This is a genomic window from Paenibacillus pectinilyticus (assembly GCF_001700435.1).
Lineage (GTDB): Bacteria > Bacillota > Bacilli > Paenibacillales > NBRC-103111 > Paenibacillus_E > Paenibacillus_E pectinilyticus.
This window is the reverse complement of record NZ_LYPC01000028.1, coordinates 1-16,490: the sequence shown is the minus strand read 5'-3', so window position 1 is coordinate 16,490 and position 16,490 is coordinate 1. Positions and strand designations below refer to the sequence as shown.

Here is a 16,490-nt window from a genome sequence, read left to right as displayed (position 1 = left end):
AGCGCATGAACAAGGGAATTGTAATGGAATTAAGCGAGAACTCCATTATTGTTATGAATCCAGAGGGGCGATTCGATAAGTTACCAAGGGGGACGCGCAGCTGTGAGTTAGGCGAAGAGATTCTCTATACACCCGTGAAACGGCGTTTGCGAGTTCCGCAGATGGCCATCGTTTCGGGATTAGCTGCTGCGATTGTTGTTTGTTTTGTATTGGTCTCGACATTGACAGGAAACGTGTCAGGCAATGGCGTCGTTGCCTACGTGACGATAGATATTAATCCTAGTGTTGAAATTGGGATTGATAATAATGAGGTTGTTCGTGACCTGCATGGGCTCAATACAGATGGTGTGAATTTGATTCAATCTGTCGCTTTTAAGAATAAATCGTTAACAGCTGTTACTTCGGATATCTTAGACAAAGCCGAGCAAGGCGCACTTGCTAAGGGTGAAGGCGATATTATTATTTCTTCAACCGTAGTAGGGACCAAGACAACGATCAGTGATGAAGCGATTGCGACGAAAATGAAGGCACAAGTCGATAAGCATATCGAGGACAGCCATCCGGATCAAGTAAAGAATTATGAGGTGCAAGCATTCGCTGCCCCACAAGAAGTACGTAAGGAAGCACAAGCAAGCGGTATATCCGCTGGGAAATATGCGATCTATCTGAATGCCATTGATAATGGGGTAAAGGTTTCCATCGATGATCTCAAAAATGATTCCGTTCATACGATTGCTAAGAAAAATGGCGGTATCGAAACGTTGGTTAAGCCGGATAAGCCAATAGATAAGTCCTCCCTGCAAAGACTGTTAGCAGACGAGAAGTCAGGGAAGTTGTCAGAACGTGCACAACAGCTGCAGAATGAGAACTCCGATGGGGATAGCTCACCTAACAAATCGAATGATAACAAAAACAACAATGGTAAAGGGACTAACACAGGAAGCGGTAAAGCTAGCAGTAAGCCTACCCCTACTCCGAAGAACACTAAGCCAGATTTGAGTAACCGAAATGGGAACAACGATCGCAACAATAGTGATGATAGAAACAATAACAATGGTAAAACGAATAATGATAGGAACAACAATGATAAAAATGGCAATGACAAAAACAATAATGACAATAAGGATAGCAATAAGGATGATCATAAATCCACCCCAAAGTCTGATCGTAAGGACGACGACAACAACGATGATAAGAGCAACGATGGTAAGAAGCCGTCCGTAACGAAGAAGCCAACGCCGACCCCCAAAGCAACCGTGAAGCCGACAAGCACGAGTAAGTCGACGGCTAAACCGTCTCAGCAATCCAATGGTGATGCTGGCAGGTTTCCTGGGTTTTCATGGGACTTTGGAAACAGGGATCGGGATGATAGTGATAATGGAAGACGATAGTCATTCCTTATCCTAGCAGGGGATTGTCAATATCAAATTCCTTTTTAGCATGTGACAGAGCACCTGAGGCGAATGCCTTGGGTGTTTTTGCTTGTGTGGCATGGGATGTTGGCTGCAGCATGGAAAGTGAAGCGGAGTTGTATTACAATAGTTGCAAGCGCAAGTGTAAAAGCTAGAACATTTTTAGCGTTAAATGAAGCATCCATGTGTGTGGGAGCGCAGGTGAAGCTGTTGTTGTACGAACAGCAAACATAAGGGGGAAATCGGGCTTGAGATATTCGACGTTTGGAAAGTCGGGATACAAAGTATCGTCACTAGGATTCGGAGCGATGAATCTGCCTAGTGTTCCATTAGAACAAGCAAGAGAAGCGCTTAATTATGCCTTAGATCACGGTATTAACTACATAGATACGGCAGCAGCCTACAGGAATAGCGAAGAGATCATCGGGGAGTGTATCTCTCATCGCAGGCAGGAATATTTCTTGGCAACGAAAACCGGCGCACGGGATTATGCAACAGCCAAGGCCGAAATTGAACGCAGCTTAGTACGAATGAAAACAGACCATGTGGACTTATTACAGATCCACTATGTGAACAATGTGACGGAATACAAGAAAGCGATGGAAGTCGGAGGTGCGTATGAGGCGGCACTAGAGGCTCAGCGTGAAGGTAAGGTACGGTTCATCGGTATTTCCGGACATCGGCCGGATTTACTCGTCAAATGGATTGCTAAAGAACAGTTTTCACAAATCCTATTTCATTTAAATCTGGCACAGCCTTTTGCACTAGATGAATTAATTCCTAAAGCGTCCGAGATGGGCTTGATGAAAGTAGCGATGAAGCCTCTGTCCGGCGGGTTCATCCAACCGGTGGATCGGGCGATCCGTTATCCCTATAGCCAAGACGTGCATGTGACGATATCGGGAATGGTCAGTGTCAAGGAAGTGCAAGAAAACTTGGCGGCCCAAGAAAAAGAAGTAGGCACTGAGGAACGGCTGGAACTGGAGCAGTTGGCGCGAGAACTAGGTGAACATGATTGCAGACGCTGCAATTATTGCTCATGTCCAGTGGAAATTGCGATTCCTGATGTGATGATTGCAAGCAAGTTTAGAGAGAAATTTGGATTGTTGCCGAAGGGCGACGGATTTTTTCAACGACAAAAGGAAAAAATATTAAGCTGTGCAGACCACGATCCGTGCAAGGTGGTACCCCTTTGTGAGGCGAAGTGTCCGTATCAGCTTCCCATGCAGTCCGTGGTGCAGAAGGCAGCGTCGTTTTATTAATTAGGGGTATAAAAGGATTGGAAATGAAATTCGGATGAGAGTAGGGTAACTTCCTATGTTTACCAAAATAACAGACATCACAACGAGTGTGTATACCTCGCCTACGGATAACAACACAGGGGCAGACGTGATTCTCGTCTGCCTCACGGAAGTGGAGCTGCGCCAGGACGGCGTCCTTGGCCTGCCGCAGCTCGATCAGGCCCTTGAGCGCATGCGCGCAAAGGGCCTCTTCACAGGCGCCTCAGGTGAGCTCGAGGCGCTGCCAACCCACGGGCTGCTGCCGTACGCGTACGTCCTCGTTGCGGGGCTCGGCCCCGCAGCCTCACGCGATACGCTGCGCGCAGCCGCGGTCCATGCAGCGCGCAAGATGCTCGCGCTGCAGTTCGAACGCTTGGCGCTGAAGCTGCCAAGCGGTATCGACAGCCGGTCAGCTGCCTCGGCGCTGACCGAAGGGCTGCTCCTCGGTACGTACCGCATCGCGGCGTACCGCAAGAATGAGCCGGCGCGCGCGGAGCTGCGCCAGGCAGTGTTGCTCACCGAAGCCGCTGCGGATGCAGCGCTTCTGGCAAGTGCGATCGCAGCCGCCGAGGCGGTTGCGGAGGGCACGAACTATGCCCGGGATCTCACGAACCTCCCGGGCAACAAGCTTGTTCCGGCTTCCCTCGCAGAGGAAGCCGTACGCCTTGCCCAGCACTATGGCTTCGCCTGCGAAGTGCTGGATGAGCACGAGATTGCCGCCCGCGGGATGGGCGGCCTCACCGCGGTGGGCGCAGGCAGCGTCCACCCGCCACGGATGATCACCGTGCGGTACACGGGTGATCCTGAGAATGCCGACGTGCTGGGCCTCGTCGGCAAGGGCGTGACCTTCGATACCGGCGGCATTTCGATGAAAAGACCCGATGGCATGGAAGAGATGATCAGTGATATGGGCGGAGCCGCCACACTGCTCGGAGCGCTGCATGTCGTTGGCCAGTTGAAGCCGAAGGTGAATCTCGTTGTCGTGATTCCATCCGCGGAGAATATGACATCCGGTACGGCATACCGTCCTGGGGATGTCGTCACGATGCTCAGCGGTCATTCTGTAGAGGTGCTGAACACCGATGCGGAAGGTCGTATCATTTTGGCCGAGGGAATTACATATGCCAAAGCGCAAGGCGCGAATCGTCTCATTGATGTTGCAACGCTAACGGGAGCGATTCTGATTTCTTTTGCAGATATCGCGACTGGGGCCGTGACGAATGATGATGAGTTCCTTAAGCCATTTCTTCAGGCGGCTGGTGCTGCCGGCGAGAAAGTGTGGCAGCTGCCTAACTATCCTGAATACCGAGCTATGCTGAAGAGTGATGTAGCTGATATCAAAAACGCGACTTCCTCCGACCGTTGGGCAGGAGCGATAACGGCGGGGCTCTTCATCGGCTACTTTGCCGAGGAAACGCCATGGATCCATCTGGATACAGGCGGTACCGCTTGGCTCTGGTCTGCTAAAGGCATTGAACCCAAAGGGGCAACGGGCGTTATGGTACGTACGCTAGCTGCATATTTGTGCGGAGAGCAGCTAAATTAATGTTTTTATTAAAATTTCCGTAAAAACGTCGGGCTTAACCTCCTTGTTGAGGCGTTCCTAATACGATTCTCCCTGATTCTTTACAAAAAAAATCACCCACGACTGAGCTTCCGATGACCTACCAAATACGTGTAGGCTGGAAACTAGAGCGTTGGGTGATTTTTTGCTTTTTTAGGATGAATAACATGACTTACGCGCCAACTTGTTGGCCCATGGAAGCTGGGTGCTTCAAGTTGGTTTGTTGTATTTCTTGAATATCAGACATACGAATAATCAGACGGTTCACTTCATTCGTCGTATAGGAGAGTTGTTCCGTGCGCTGTTGCAGCTGATCTAAGGAAATGCCGATCCAGTTCTTCTTGCGACGGTGTGTTTTCAGATCATATTTGAGTACGGTAAGCGTTGCTGCGTAAGGATCTGGCTTCACATAGACATCTTTCATCTTGTCTTCCAGATTGAAGTAAAGCATACCGCCATTCCATTTGACATACCCTGGCTGGAATAAGATGACGAGAAAATCGGATTCGCCAGTGTCCTTATTTTCCATAGAGATGAGACGTACGGAACCTGTCCCTTTAGGCTTAATATATTGATGAGAGCGTATATCAGGTAGAAACGGTACAACAAGCAACGGACATACACTAGCGATATACAAATAAGTAGTTGACTGAGACGAAAGAGAGAGTACAATGAAAGTCAAAAAGAGCAACAAGGTTGCGAGTAGTCCCCAAATTTTAGGTTTCATAAGTTTACGATGATCCCGCCTGACATGATAGATTAGGTAATCCCTCCTATTTTACCATAAGCGACCCATAGGTTGTAAACTATTAGATCTTACCAACCTTGCTAGACAGACAAAAGGAGCTTTATGCCTATGAAATTATCGGATGCGATCGTGCGTAAACCAAAGAAGAAAATGTCCACGTACCGTAGAAGCCTATTTGTCGCGACATTTGAGGGCTTTCCAGCTGTTGTTATTTTTCAGCTTTTGGGCGGGCCGTTCTTAACCGGTTACTTGATTTACTTGGGTGCGACCTCTACAGAGATCGGCTTTATTCTCGCGATTACGACGGTCGTGAACATTGTTCAAATTGCTATGGCTGTTATCATGCAGAAATTTCGAAATCGGAAACGCATGCTTATCATCTTTGGATCGTCGCATCGGATTTTATGGGCCTGTGTAGGATTAATTCCATTTGTCTTACCGCAAGAGTTTTGGGTGATCACTTATATGATATTGTACACGGCTGCTCATTTGGGCAATGCTGCTGGAGGGATTGTGTGGACCTCATTAATCAGTGATGCGGTGCCAGGACCGATTCGGGGACGGTATTTTGGACTACGCAACACCATTTTGGGTGGGGTGAGTTCACTTGCACTTTTTATAGGCGGACAAATCTTAGATAAGTACCCAGGTGGCCAGGGTTTTACGTATATTTTTATGATCGTTAGTGTATGTGTGGTTTTGAATGTATTTGCCTATTTTATGTATCCAAATCCGCCCTTCGAGCCATCGACAGCGTCGAATCCCGTAGGCATGATCCGGAAACCATTGATGGATCGCGCTTTTCTAAAAGCGATTATTTTTCTAGCGGGTTTCTTATTCGTACAAGGGCTGACCGTACCGCTATTCTCTTATGTCATGCTCAAGCTGATGAACATTTCCTATGGAACTGTTTCATATATAACAGTCGTCCATACTCTCGTCATGATGGCTAGTTACTATGTGTGGGGGAATTTGAACGCGCGCTTTTCGGCGCAAACTTTGCTATTATGGTCTTTACCGATCATCGCCTTGGCCTGTCTATTATGGGGCGCAATCGCCTTCATTCCGGCCGTTGTTGTGTTGTATGCGGTTCATGTTGTGCTGGGCGTAGGCTTGGGCGGCTTCAATCAGATGGTCTTTGCTTTTACGATCGGGGATACGCCGAAAAGTGAGCGCCCGATGTATATTGCGACGTACTCGGCGATTACAGGTTTCGCTGCTTTCTTGGGCCCTGTCGCAGGCGGGAAGATCTACGCAATTCTTGCAGATCAGCCGATGTGGGTGCAGGTTTATGGCGTATCCACGGTTGTTGGCGCGATTTTGCTCATATTAGGGTTGTGGGTAGGGCGTTACGTATTACGGACACAAATAAGGAGTGGCGTTTAACATGTCTAGAAAAAGAATTGGCCTTATCGGCTTAGGCGATATTGCACAAAAAGTGTATTTACCGCTGCTGTCTGTTAATGAGCAAGTGGAGCTTGTGGGGATTATGAGTTCTACGCCAGCGACAGTCGAAAGAATGCAAATGAAATACCGGATTCCGTTCGGAACTACGCAGCTTGAGGAGCTGTTAGCGCTGGAATTAGATGCGGTTTTTGTACATAGCCCAACAGCCACACATTACGAAATTACAATGAAGTGCTTGGCGCAGGGCGTCGCTGTATATGTGGATAAACCGCTGTCGTATGTGTGGGAAGAATCAGTCGAAATGGCTTCTTATGCGGAGCGCAAAGGGGTGCTGCTTGCAGCAGGCTTTAACCGCCGCTATGCGCCGTTGTATATCGAGGCGAAGCAATGGCTGCAGGAAGCGGGCGGTTTTGATGCAGCCTCGGCGGTTAAACATCGGACAAAACTGCAAGGGCATAGCGCTAAGGAAACACTGTATGACGATTTGATCCACATGCTGGACACACTGCTGTGGTTGGGCGAGGGTCCTTATGAAGTGCAGACGTCCCATCAACAAGTGGATGCCAACGGCAAACTGCTCCATGCCTCAGGGATGCTGGGATTTGGTTCAGCGATGGGCTCATACAGTATGGTGAGACAAGCTGGCGTAGATTTGGAAAAAGTGGAGCTGCATGGCAGCGGAAGATCCGTCGAGGTGACGAATTTGGAGTCGGCTGTCTTCTATGATAAAAATGCCGCCCCGCGCCTGCGCACCTTCGGCAGCTGGGACACGGTGCTGGAGCGTCGCGGCTTCGCCGGAGTCGTTCAGCATTTCTTGAACTCGCTGGATGATCCGAATGCCTGCGGCATTCGGGGGGATTTGGTGTTGGCTTCGCATCAGTTGGTGGAGAAGCTGTCGGTGTAAGGTGAGAGGGGATCGGGGATCGAGATCTGAACTCGAACTCGAGCCGACCGCATCTGTACCGGTACTGAGATTGGCACCAACACCAACACTGGCATAGCAAACTAGCCCCTTCCTGGCCTCGGCCATACGAAAGGGAACCTCAGTGCGCTATTTGGCCAAATTTGCCTGATATCGGCATGTTACGGAACGTAGGGACGTTATTTTAGCTTTTTCATCGCAAAATCACCCGAAAGCAAAGAATAGCGCACTCACGTTCCGCAACTCGGTCAAAATGTGAGAAATTCAAGAAATAGCGGATCCTCGTTCCGTTAGGAACGGGCAGTTTTGAATGCTCGGAACAGAGAGTTCATACAGGTAGGACGTTACAGTGAAAGAAAGGCTGATCTCCAAGTAGCACGCTACTTCAGGGATCAGCCTTTTCTTTTGTGGGATCGCCGCCATGCGCCCTAGATCCGCACTAGTTAGGTGGGACGTGTTACCCGCAGGTACAATTCAAAACCGGTTTCCTCGCGGCCAACGCTTCATCCATACGACTGACGACCGTCGTGTAGGGCGCATTTTTAACCAACTCGGGATTCTCTTCCGCTTCCTTCGCGATCGCAATCATCGTGTCGATGAAGCTGTCGAGCGTCTGCTTGCTCTCCGTTTCGGTCGGCTCGATCATGATGCACTCTTCCACGCTGAGCGGGAAATAAATGGTAGGCGGATGATAGCCGAAGTCGAGCAATCTTTTGGCAATATCGAGCGTACGAACACCCAGTTTCTTCTGGCGATTACCAGAGAGCACGAACTCATGCTTACAGAAGCGGGGATGCGGCACGTCGAAATAGGGGGTTAGCCGAGCAAGCATATAGTTGGCATTCAGTACGGCATACTCGGATACCTTGCGCAAGCCTTCCGGCCCAAGTGTACGGATGTACGTGTAGGCGCGAACGAGAATGCCAAAGTTGCCGTAGTAGCCTTTGACGCGGCCAATAGACCTTGGATAATTATAGTCGAAATAGAAGCTGTTATCCGCCCGTTTAGCCACGAGTGGCGTCGGCAGGAACGGAATCAGCCGCTCTTTGACGCCGACGGGACCTGCGCCAGGGCCGCCGCCGCCGTGCGGGGTGCTCATTGTTTTGTGCAGGTTGAGATGAACTACATCGAAGCCCATATCGCCTGGTCGCGTGATGCCCATAATGGCATTCGCGTTCGCGCCGTCATAATAGAGAAGTCCGCCTGCGGCATGGACGATCTCGGCAATCTCGACGATTTGTTCTTCGAACAAGCCGAGGGTGTTTGGGTTCGTGAGCATGAGCGCAGCAGTATCGGAACCGACAGCACGGCGCAGCTCATCGAGGTTCACAAGGCCGCGTTCATCGGATTTGATCGTAACGGTTTGGAAACCGGCAACGGTTGCACTGGCTGGGTTAGTGCCATGCGCTGAATCCGGGCAAATGACCTTGGTCCGGTGCTCGCCGCGGCTTTCGTGATAGGCGCGGATCATCATGAGTCCGGTCCACTCCCCGTGGGCACCAGCCGCAGGTTGTAAGGTGACGCGGTCCATCCCTGTGATCGCTTCGAGGTCATGCTGGAGATTGTACAGCAGCTCCATCGCGCCTTGTATCGATTCTTCCGGTTGATACGGATGAATATGGGCGAAGCCAGGGAAGCGGGCGACGTCTTCGTTGATTTTGGGATTATATTTCATGGTGCAAGATCCGAGCGGATAGAAGCCATTATCCACGCCAAAGTTACGGCGAGAAAGTGCAGTATAGTGGCGGATGACATCGACTTCATACACTTCGGGCAGATCCGGCTCGGTTTGACGGCGGAATTTGGCGGGCAGAAGCTCATCTAGGTTCACTTCGGGAACGTCGGATTCTGGCAAAGAATAGGCGACACGGCCGGGATGGCTCATTTCGAAAATGAGTGCTTTATCATTGCTCATACAAGTTCCTCCAATGCAGCTGCGAAGCTGTCGATATCTTCGCGTGTTCGTTGCTCGGTAACGGCGATCAGCATATGGCCGGAAAGCTCGGGATAGTCGCGGCCGAGATCGTAGCCGCCGATGATGCCTTGCTGTAGGAGCTGACGATTCAGCTCCGCAATGTCGGTGCCGTCCGGCAGCTTGACGGCAAATTCATTGAAGTAGCTGCCGGTGAATGGCAGCGCGAGCTTGGATGACGCGGCGAGGCGATTCGCCGCGTAGTGGGCTTTGCGGACGTTCAGCGTGCCCACGTCCTGAATGCCTTGCTTGCCCATCGTGGACAAGTACACGGATGCGCAAAGCGCGAGAAGCGCTTGGTTGGAGCAGATGTTCGACGTGGCTTTCTCACGTCGTATGTGCTGCTCCCGCGCTTGCAGCGTAAGCACGAAACCGCGCTTGCCATCGCGGTCTACGGTCTGACCCACGATGCGCCCCGGCATGCGGCGCATCCAGCTCTCCGCGACGGCGAAGTAGCCGCAGCTCGGCCCGCCCAGCGCAGCTGGGATGCCGAGCGGCTGGCAATCGCCGACGACGATGTCAGCGCCGAGCTTGCCCGGCGCTTCGAGCAGCCCGAGCGTGAGCGGATTCGCGCTCACGACGAGCAGTGCGCCCGCGCCGTGCGCGAGCGGCTCCACGGCCGGGATATCCTCCAAGCAGCCGAAGAAGTTCGGCGATTGGAGGATGACGGCGGCCGCGTCGCCTTCGAGCTTGGACGCGAGATCATCAAAATCAGTTACACCTTCGGGTGTAACTGCGATCTCGATGACCTCCAAGTTCAGCCCGCGGGCGGACGTACGAAGGACAGCGCGCGCCTCCGGGTGCACCGCGCGGGAAACGAGCAGACGGCTGCGCTTCGTCGCACCGCTCGCCAAGGCGCCGGCTTCGGCCAGCGCCGTTGCCCCGTCGTACATCGAGGCGTTCGCTACGGCCATGCCGGTAAGCTCACAGATGTACGACTGAAATTCAAAAATCGCCTGCAATTCCCCTTGGCTAATTTCCGGTTGATAAGGCGTGTACGCAGTGTAGAATTCGGACCGCGAGATGACATGATTGATCACCACCGGAAGGTGATGATCATAGATGCCAGCGCCGAGGAAACTAGCGTAGCGCTGAAAGTCCGTATTGCGTCCCGCTAGTTCGCGCATATATCTCAATAACCCTTGCTCACTGAGCGCATGCCCTACGTTCAGTTCCCCCTGAAACCGCACCTTCTGCGGGATATCACTAAACATCTCTTCCATGGAGGAGATACCGATCGTTTCCAGCATTTCCTTTTGATCCTGCTCCGTAATTGGTAAATAACGATGTTTCATAACAAGGGAGGCTCCTTCCGACCCGGATAGGGGTTGATTTCTTATGTTCGCACTCATTTTGAAAGGTTGAACTAGCTCTTTCTTTTATGAAAAGGGGTAGCAACGACCGATGCTTTCACTTGAGCGCCTCTGATTTCAACATACACATCCGTGCCCAAAGCACTGTAGGCAGTATCGATCAAAGCCAAGCCTACATTCGTTTTGTACGTGGGAGACTGCGTGCCTGTTGTAATTTCACCGATCTTTTTCCCCTCAACGTATACGGCGTAATGCGGACGAGGAATGCCGCGCTCTTGCATTTCAATGCCGACGAGCTTGCGCGGTACACCGTTTGCCTTTTGCTCCAAAAGGGCATCCCGCCCAATGAAATCACCTTTATCGAGCTTCACAAAATACGTTAAACCCGCCTCAAGCGGCGTTATCTCAGCGGATAGCTCCTGCCCATACAGCGGGAGTCTAGCCTCAAAACGCAGCGTATCCCGCGCACCAAGTCCCGTGGGAATGAGTCCATGCTCCTCGCCTGCTTCTAGCAGCTTTTGCCATAGAGCGATTGCATCCTTATTATTAACGTAAAGCTCGAAGCCATCTTCACCCGTGTAGCCCGTGCGGGAAAGCAAGGTTGTTACGCCAGCGATGTTCGCCTCAGGGAGAAAGTGGAATGTTTTCAACGTCTGAATCGGTGCATCTGTCAATTTAGCTAAAATATCCACCGCCCGTGGGCCTTGCAGCGCCAATAGGGCAGTGTCATCGGAAATATTGGTGAGTTGAACCTCACCCGTAAGGTGCTGCTGCAGCCAAGCGATGTCTTTGTCTATGTTAGAAGCATTGATGACTAGCATATAATCCTGATCAGTCAGCTTGTAAACGAGCAGATCATCAACGACGCCGCCATGTGGATAGCACAAGAGGCTGTACTGGCATTGACCTGGCGCCAGCTTGGCGACATCATTCGTAGTAAGACGTTGTAAACATGCAAAAGCGCCTGCCCCTTGGACACGTACCTCGCCCATATGCGATACATCAAAAAGCCCTGCCTGCCCCCTGACGGCATCATGCTCTTTTTGAATGCCCGTGAACTGCACAGGCAGTTCCCAGCCGCCAAAATCAATGATGCGCGCCCCATGCTCCGCGTAAATAGGGAAGAGCGGTGTTCGTTTCAGCATGTGTGTAACCTCACTTTCCATTCTTTTATTATCCGTTGGTCATATTCCGAACATGCAAAAAAGAGCAAAAGGTATGCAACACAAACATACCTTTTGCCCCTGTCCCTTGTACCTGAGAGTTGCCTATAACGGTAAGAAATATACGATCTGCCGTTTAGTTTCCCCTTGGGTGTTCGAACTCCCGTGTGAACGAGTCTCGAAGCTCTCCAGAGTCGCGTCCGATACAGGTCCTTTTGCCTGAGAGATTCACCACTGTGGGCTTACTCCTTCGGCGCTGCCAACGTGCTCGGCAGTCTCTCCCTGTATCCTCATTCGCCAATATTTAATTAGCTTATTATATTCATTATGCGCCTAAATCAGTGTCTATTGTCAACAGTTACTTTTGGGCATGAGGAAGTGCTTTTTCTTCGGAAACAGGATTTTCATCTTCGAGGACGTCCTTCTTGACTTGATGTTCACAGTAGATTAAGCTAAAAGCAAAATTTGTAAGTAAGCGAGGCGTGGACGAATGAGTAATGTACAAGCCAATTTGTTATACACCAAGGAACATGAGTGGGTAGAGAAGCTATCGGATACGGTGGTTCGTATAGGAATTACCGATTTTGCACAAGATCAATTGGGAGATATTGTATTCGTGGAGCTGCCAAAGGTCGGCGCCTCTGTAACAGCGAATGAGAGCATTGGCAGTGTGGAATCGGTCAAAACGGTTTCGGATATTTTCTGCCCGGTTTCCGGCAAGGTGACGGCTGTGAATAGCACATTGGAAGGCTCACCGGAGCTTGTGAACAGTGCCTCTTTTGGTGAGGGATGGATGGTTGAGGTTGAAATCTCAGGACCAGAAGCCTTGGAAGGCTTATTAAGTGCTGCGGAATACGGATCGTATATCGGTAACGACTAGGGTTGTTCGAGGGTAGAACGGATGGAGGTTATTCCATGCAATTTGGGCAAAAGCTGCCGCAGGAGCCGAACGATCGTGTTCCTCCTGGACAGACGCTGACACAAGGCTGGCCTGTGCTGCACTATGGGTCCGTGCCCTATTATAACGACATGAGCAAATGGAATTTGCGCTTGTTCGGACTGGTAGAAGATGAGTTCACCATCTCGTATAAGGAATTTATGGCGCTGCCACGCAAGGAGTTTGCGAACGACATTCACTGCGTCACCACTTGGTCCAAGCTGGACAACGTGTGGGAAGGCATTGCGGTGTCTGAGCTTATGCAGAAGGTGAAGCTGAAACCAGAAGCGACTCATGTGATGCTGCACGCAGAGCATGGGTGGACTACGAATCTTCCGTTGGAAGATTTCCTGCTGGAGACATCATTTCTGGGCATCCGGCATAATGGCGTGCTACTTACGCCTGATCATGGGGCGCCAGTGCGGATGGTTGTGCCGCATCTCTATTTCTGGAAAAGCGCCAAATGGCTGCGGGGTATCGAGTTTATGGCAAAGGATAAGCCGGGATTTTGGGAGCGGAATGGCTACCATATGTACGGCAATCCATGGGCTGAGGAACGTTACGATTTCGAATAAAATAGAAAAAAGAAAATAACCCACCTCTGAGTTGATCGCGAAGGAGTGGGTTATTTGGTCCGTTTCATCAGATGAGAGGGATCCCCATCATAGAAAATTGTCTAGGAGGCGGAGTGCGAATCCGTCTCTTTTGTTATGTATAAGCTTATCTTGATCAAAAGTTGATGTATAGCTTGAATTTCCAGTCGATCGGATCCATAAATTGAAGGAATGTTGTAAAAGTGCAGTACTGCCTCTAGGGGAGACGAGATAAGATGGAAATATCTTGAGGCGTGGGGGTGGCTTTGTAAGGGAAGGTAGTAGTGAATCCGTTTACATGTCCTGTTTGTTGTACGATCCCATGAGGAGGCGATTGTTATGTGGCGAACGAATAAAACGCCAAAATATCTGATGATGATCCTGTGTATGCTGTTTGTTAGTTTGGGTTTTGCCGCATCTGCCTTTGCCACGAGTGTCACGATTACTTCAGGAACAACGTGGAACGATACATCGGGGAATTCCATACAGGCACATGGCGGCGGGATGATTAAAGTAGGGAGCACCTATTATTGGTTCGGTGAGAGCAAAGGAGCTAATGCACCGGACGTTGATGTGTATTCGTCGACGGATTTGGCCACTTGGACGTTCCAAGCACATGCTTTGGTACCTTTATCGAGCGGTGATTTAACTTCAGCCAGTGTGGTGGAAAGACCGAAAGTGATGTATAACAGCTCCACGCAGAAGTATGTCATGTATTTCCATCTGGATGACTCTTCCTATGCTTATGCCCACGTTGGCGTGGCCACAAGCTCTACCGTTACAGGACCATATACGTATCAAGGAAGCTATCAACCGCTCGGTCATGATAGCCGTGATATGGGGGTTTATCAAGACACAGACGGGTCAGCGTATCTGATTAGCTCGGTGGATGGTAATCTCAATTTATCGATCTTTAAGCTTTCCGCTGACTATCTGAGTGCAGCTAGCCTTGTTCAGACATGGAGCAGTGTTCACTATGAAGCGCCAGCGATGGTTAAGCAAAATGGTGTGTATTTCTTGCTAACCTCTAAGCAGAATGGTTGGAGCCCGGCCCAACAGCAATATACGACCTCCACATCGCTGAGCAGCGGCTGGAGCAGCTGGACGAATATCGGCGGCAGCACGAACTACAGCTCACAAACAACATTTATCATGCCAATCCAAGGAAGCGCAGGCACTACCTATCTCTATATGGCTGATCGTTGGAATTCCAGTAGCTTAAGTACGTCCACGTACATCTGGATGCCGATGGTTATCAGTGGAACGACCATGTCTTATGACAGTTTCGCTTCATGGAAAATAGATGCGGCAGCTGGCACGTTCTTCGTCCCTTCCACCGAGGTGCCTAACACGTCCAATTGGTACTATATAAGTAACGTGAACAGTGGAAAGGTGATGGATGTCACCAGCAGTTCGACCGCTGCAGGGGCACTTATTAAACAGTACACGTTAAATAATGGCTACAATCAGGAATGGCAATTTGTTCTGCAATCGAATGGGTATTACAAAATTAAAAATCGCAACAGCGGCTTGTATTTAGATGTCAGCGGTGGAACGCTCACGCCTGGGTTGAATATTATTCAACAAGCGAGCAGCTCAAGCAACTCCCAATTGTGGACACTTCAGCTTGTTGGCAGCGGCCACTTTGGTATTGTGAATGTGAATAGCCTGCAAATCATAGATGTGAATGGTGCTTCTACGGCGAATAGTGCGCAGCTCCTGCAATGGACCGATTTAAACGCAACCAACCAGCACTGGTCGATCACGCAGGCGACGAATTAAGTTCATCTTTCACCCGAGGTATGCAGCTTAGTCTGCATGCCTCTTTGCGTTCCCTCTGACACCGCCATTCATCAAGTGACCAATAGGCACAGGAGTACATACAATGGTTAGAGTTGGAAGGGAGTGTCAGGGCCATGCCTGCAATTATCAATGGTGGAATCAAAATCCTCAATGTCGCACAGGGCTCCAACGTCCAGATTGGCGACACCTTCGCAATCAACCTAACCAGCTCTTCCAAAATCTTTGCGGGAGCTAACTCTTTTTCACCGGGCGATAGCTTTGGAAGTCTACAAAGTGTCATTAACGGCAGCACGAATACCGTTGATCCTGACATCGTCGATACGCCGAATACAACCGTATGAGGGTAGCTTGACGACTTCCACAAATTGGAAGATTCCTGAGATGGATTAGACGGTCCTAAAGCCAAATAGTGATGCGAAAGCTATACGGAGTGTGAAACCATTTCATATATAAATAGGGGATAGAGCAGCTTGTTAAAACGAAAAGCAATTCGAATTTATGTGGGAAATATGATTTGGTTTATCCCAGTTCTCATCCTGATCATGGGAGCTAACCCTTCGGTAGCAGACAGTGTATGGTGGAAAGTGCTAGGTTGTCTACTTTTTGCTGGCATTGTTGTCGTATGCGTCTGGTCATGGTATCAAGTAACGCGAGAGAAGCGTGAAACCGAAGAAGAACGTTATCAACGTGAACTTGTGGCACTCCGCCAGTTTTACTAAATAATAAGCGAAATCGAAATACCCTGACACCCTGTTGTCGGGGTATTTGCTTTACAATAAGGGTATAACTGGCAGGGGGACCAAACCTTGATAAATCGGTTGAAAGAGTTACCAATAGAGGTATTTAGACAAGTCTCGCTGAGATGGTGCTGCAGGTCGTAAATCATGCGACGTATCATCGTGGAAATATCACCACCATGCTCCGCCAAATGGGCTGTGCCTCGGTTATGACGGAGCTGGCTTTGTTCTGGTACGCAGGCGAAGCAGCGCTTACTTAAACGCGTCAAAGCTTCGTTTCACAAGGACGATCGCTTGCTCCCGAGTTTAATTCTTTTTTTCGATACGTTCATAAACGACCTCCTTGTAATCAAAGCGAATACAAATGTCAAAACGATAGCGCACCCAACCCAACAATCCCCCATTGATTGAGCTAGACGGCGGACCTTAAACAAATTAGATGGATTTTCTGGTGTTAATTTAGCAGTATCTAGCCTTTAATTCGTATTAGATGGATTATATGTAGCTAATTTTGCTGAATTCCTACCAATTGGCCAAAAGTCGCAATAATAACTGTATGAATGCTCTTCTGTCAAGAAAGTAGACGTCACTAAGTTAAGCCACCCGCTGATAATATAGCTGCTCAAAGAGCGCTGGGGA

General features: G+C 49.9%; 14 protein-coding genes, 1 pseudogene and 2 riboswitches. Of the genes and pseudogenes, 11 read left to right on the top strand and 4 right to left on the bottom strand.

Annotated features, from left to right (window positions below; translation table 11 throughout):
• Positions 1 to 5 precede the first annotated feature (5 nt).
• The 3 genes from A8709_RS27920 to A8709_RS27910 all read left to right on the top strand — a co-directional run bounded on the left by A8709_RS27920 (position 6) and on the right by A8709_RS27910 (position 4,238).
• The gene (locus tag A8709_RS27920) at positions 6 to 1,391 is read left to right on the top strand and encodes an anti-sigma factor domain-containing protein (RefSeq protein WP_065857472.1); all 1,386 of its coding nucleotides are present in this window, start codon (positions 6 to 8) and stop codon (positions 1,389 to 1,391) included.
• 269 nt (positions 1,392 to 1,660) lie between these two features.
• A complete protein-coding gene (locus tag A8709_RS27915; protein ID WP_065857470.1) occupies positions 1,661 to 2,674 on the top strand; it encodes an aldo/keto reductase in 1,014 nt (337 codons plus the stop codon).
• 55 nt (positions 2,675 to 2,729) lie between these two features.
• A complete protein-coding gene (locus A8709_RS27910; RefSeq protein WP_065857468.1) occupies positions 2,730 to 4,238 on the top strand; it encodes a leucyl aminopeptidase in 1,509 nt (502 codons plus the stop codon).
• A gap of 190 nt (positions 4,239 to 4,428) precedes the next feature.
• Here the strand turns inward: A8709_RS27910 and A8709_RS35000 are convergent, their stop codons facing one another.
• Positions 4,429 to 4,785 carry a hypothetical protein gene (locus A8709_RS35000; protein ID WP_065857466.1) on the bottom strand — a complete coding sequence of 119 codons (357 nt, stop codon included), beginning with the start codon at positions 4,783 to 4,785 and terminating at the stop codon, positions 4,429 to 4,431.
• 327 nt (positions 4,786 to 5,112) lie between these two features.
• On the opposite strand from A8709_RS35000, the gene A8709_RS27900 reads away from it, so the two are divergent.
• Both A8709_RS27900 and A8709_RS27895 read left to right on the top strand, forming a co-directional pair.
• Positions 5,113 to 6,390, top strand: coding sequence for an MFS transporter (locus tag A8709_RS27900; RefSeq protein WP_208607760.1), 1,278 nt, complete (start codon positions 5,113 to 5,115; stop codon positions 6,388 to 6,390).
• 1 nt (position 6,391) lies between these two features.
• Positions 6,392 to 7,315: a Gfo/Idh/MocA family protein gene (locus A8709_RS27895; RefSeq protein ID WP_065857462.1), complete on the top strand. Its 924-nt coding sequence runs from the start codon at positions 6,392 to 6,394 to the stop codon at positions 7,313 to 7,315.
• Positions 7,316 to 7,790: 475 nt separating this feature from the next.
• Here the strand turns inward: A8709_RS27895 and gcvPB are convergent, their stop codons facing one another.
• The 3 genes from gcvPB to gcvT all read right to left on the bottom strand — a co-directional run bounded on the left by gcvPB (position 7,791) and on the right by gcvT (position 11,763).
• On the bottom strand, positions 7,791 to 9,248 hold the full coding sequence (gcvPB, locus tag A8709_RS27890) for an aminomethyl-transferring glycine dehydrogenase subunit GcvPB (RefSeq protein WP_065857460.1): 1,458 nt from the start codon (positions 9,246 to 9,248) through the stop codon (positions 7,791 to 7,793).
• Positions 9,245 to 10,600, bottom strand: coding sequence for an aminomethyl-transferring glycine dehydrogenase subunit GcvPA (gene gcvPA / locus A8709_RS27885; protein WP_065857458.1), 1,356 nt, complete (start codon positions 10,598 to 10,600; stop codon positions 9,245 to 9,247). Before gcvPA ends, gcvPB begins: the two co-directional genes overlap by 4 nt.
• A 71-nt stretch (positions 10,601 to 10,671) precedes the next feature.
• Positions 10,672 to 11,763 (bottom strand): glycine cleavage system aminomethyltransferase GcvT, encoded by a 1,092-nt coding sequence (gene gcvT / locus A8709_RS27880; RefSeq protein WP_065857456.1) that lies wholly within the window; start codon positions 11,761 to 11,763, stop codon positions 10,672 to 10,674.
• A gap of 95 nt (positions 11,764 to 11,858) precedes the next feature.
• Positions 11,859 to 11,977, bottom strand: a riboswitch (glycine riboswitch).
• 1 nt (position 11,978) lies between these two features.
• Positions 11,979 to 12,075, bottom strand: a riboswitch (glycine riboswitch).
• A gap of 196 nt (positions 12,076 to 12,271) precedes the next feature.
• Between gcvT and gcvH the strand changes: the two genes are divergently transcribed.
• From gcvH to A8709_RS33855, 6 genes and pseudogenes are all read left to right on the top strand, one after another.
• Positions 12,272 to 12,661, top strand: a complete 390-nt coding sequence (gcvH, locus tag A8709_RS27875) for a glycine cleavage system protein GcvH (protein ID WP_065857454.1) — start codon at positions 12,272 to 12,274, stop codon at positions 12,659 to 12,661.
• Between the two features lie 35 nt (positions 12,662 to 12,696).
• Positions 12,697 to 13,293 (top strand): sulfite oxidase-like oxidoreductase, encoded by a 597-nt coding sequence (locus A8709_RS27870; protein ID WP_065857452.1) that lies wholly within the window; start codon positions 12,697 to 12,699, stop codon positions 13,291 to 13,293.
• Positions 13,294 to 13,650: 357 nt separating this feature from the next.
• Positions 13,651 to 15,093 (top strand): RICIN domain-containing protein, encoded by a 1,443-nt coding sequence (locus tag A8709_RS27865; RefSeq protein ID WP_065857450.1) that lies wholly within the window; start codon positions 13,651 to 13,653, stop codon positions 15,091 to 15,093.
• A 134-nt stretch (positions 15,094 to 15,227) separates the two neighbouring features.
• Positions 15,228 to 15,455 carry a spore germination protein gene (locus A8709_RS27860; RefSeq protein WP_065857448.1) on the top strand — a complete coding sequence of 76 codons (228 nt, stop codon included), beginning with the start codon at positions 15,228 to 15,230 and terminating at the stop codon, positions 15,453 to 15,455.
• A gap of 129 nt (positions 15,456 to 15,584) precedes the next feature.
• Positions 15,585 to 15,833 carry a hypothetical protein gene (locus A8709_RS27855; RefSeq protein ID WP_065857446.1) on the top strand — a complete coding sequence of 83 codons (249 nt, stop codon included), beginning with the start codon at positions 15,585 to 15,587 and terminating at the stop codon, positions 15,831 to 15,833.
• Between the two features lie 128 nt (positions 15,834 to 15,961).
• Positions 15,962 to 16,111: pseudogene (locus A8709_RS33855) on the top strand (DinB family protein); the annotation flags it as partial.
• Positions 16,112 to 16,490 lie beyond the last annotated feature (379 nt).

Bases quoted from the DNA above. Each gene is read 5' to 3' on its own strand.
- gcvPB (WP_065857460.1), bottom strand. From the start codon at position 9,248: ATGAGCAATGATAAAGCACTCATTTTCGAAATGAGCCATCCCGGCCGT.
- A8709_RS27900 (WP_208607760.1), top strand. From the start codon at position 5,113: ATGAAATTATCGGATGCGATCGTGCGTAAACCAAAGAAGAAAATGTCC.
- A8709_RS27920 (WP_065857472.1), top strand. From the start codon at position 6: ATGAACAAGGGAATTGTAATGGAATTAAGCGAGAACTCCATTATTGTT.
- gcvT (WP_065857456.1), bottom strand. From the start codon at position 11,763: ATGCTGAAACGAACACCGCTCTTCCCTATTTACGCGGAGCATGGGGCG.
- A8709_RS27860 (WP_065857448.1), top strand. From the start codon at position 15,228: ATGCCTGCAATTATCAATGGTGGAATCAAAATCCTCAATGTCGCACAG.
- A8709_RS35000 (WP_065857466.1), bottom strand. From the start codon at position 4,785: ATGGAAAATAAGGACACTGGCGAATCCGATTTTCTCGTCATCTTATTC.
- A8709_RS27910 (WP_065857468.1), top strand. From the start codon at position 2,730: ATGTTTACCAAAATAACAGACATCACAACGAGTGTGTATACCTCGCCT.
- gcvPA (WP_065857458.1), bottom strand. From the start codon at position 10,600: ATGAAACATCGTTATTTACCAATTACGGAGCAGGATCAAAAGGAAATG.
- A8709_RS27870 (WP_065857452.1), top strand. From the start codon at position 12,697: ATGCAATTTGGGCAAAAGCTGCCGCAGGAGCCGAACGATCGTGTTCCT.
- A8709_RS27865 (WP_065857450.1), top strand. From the start codon at position 13,651: ATGTGGCGAACGAATAAAACGCCAAAATATCTGATGATGATCCTGTGT.
- A8709_RS27895 (WP_065857462.1), top strand. From the start codon at position 6,392: ATGTCTAGAAAAAGAATTGGCCTTATCGGCTTAGGCGATATTGCACAA.
- gcvH (WP_065857454.1), top strand. From the start codon at position 12,272: ATGAGTAATGTACAAGCCAATTTGTTATACACCAAGGAACATGAGTGG.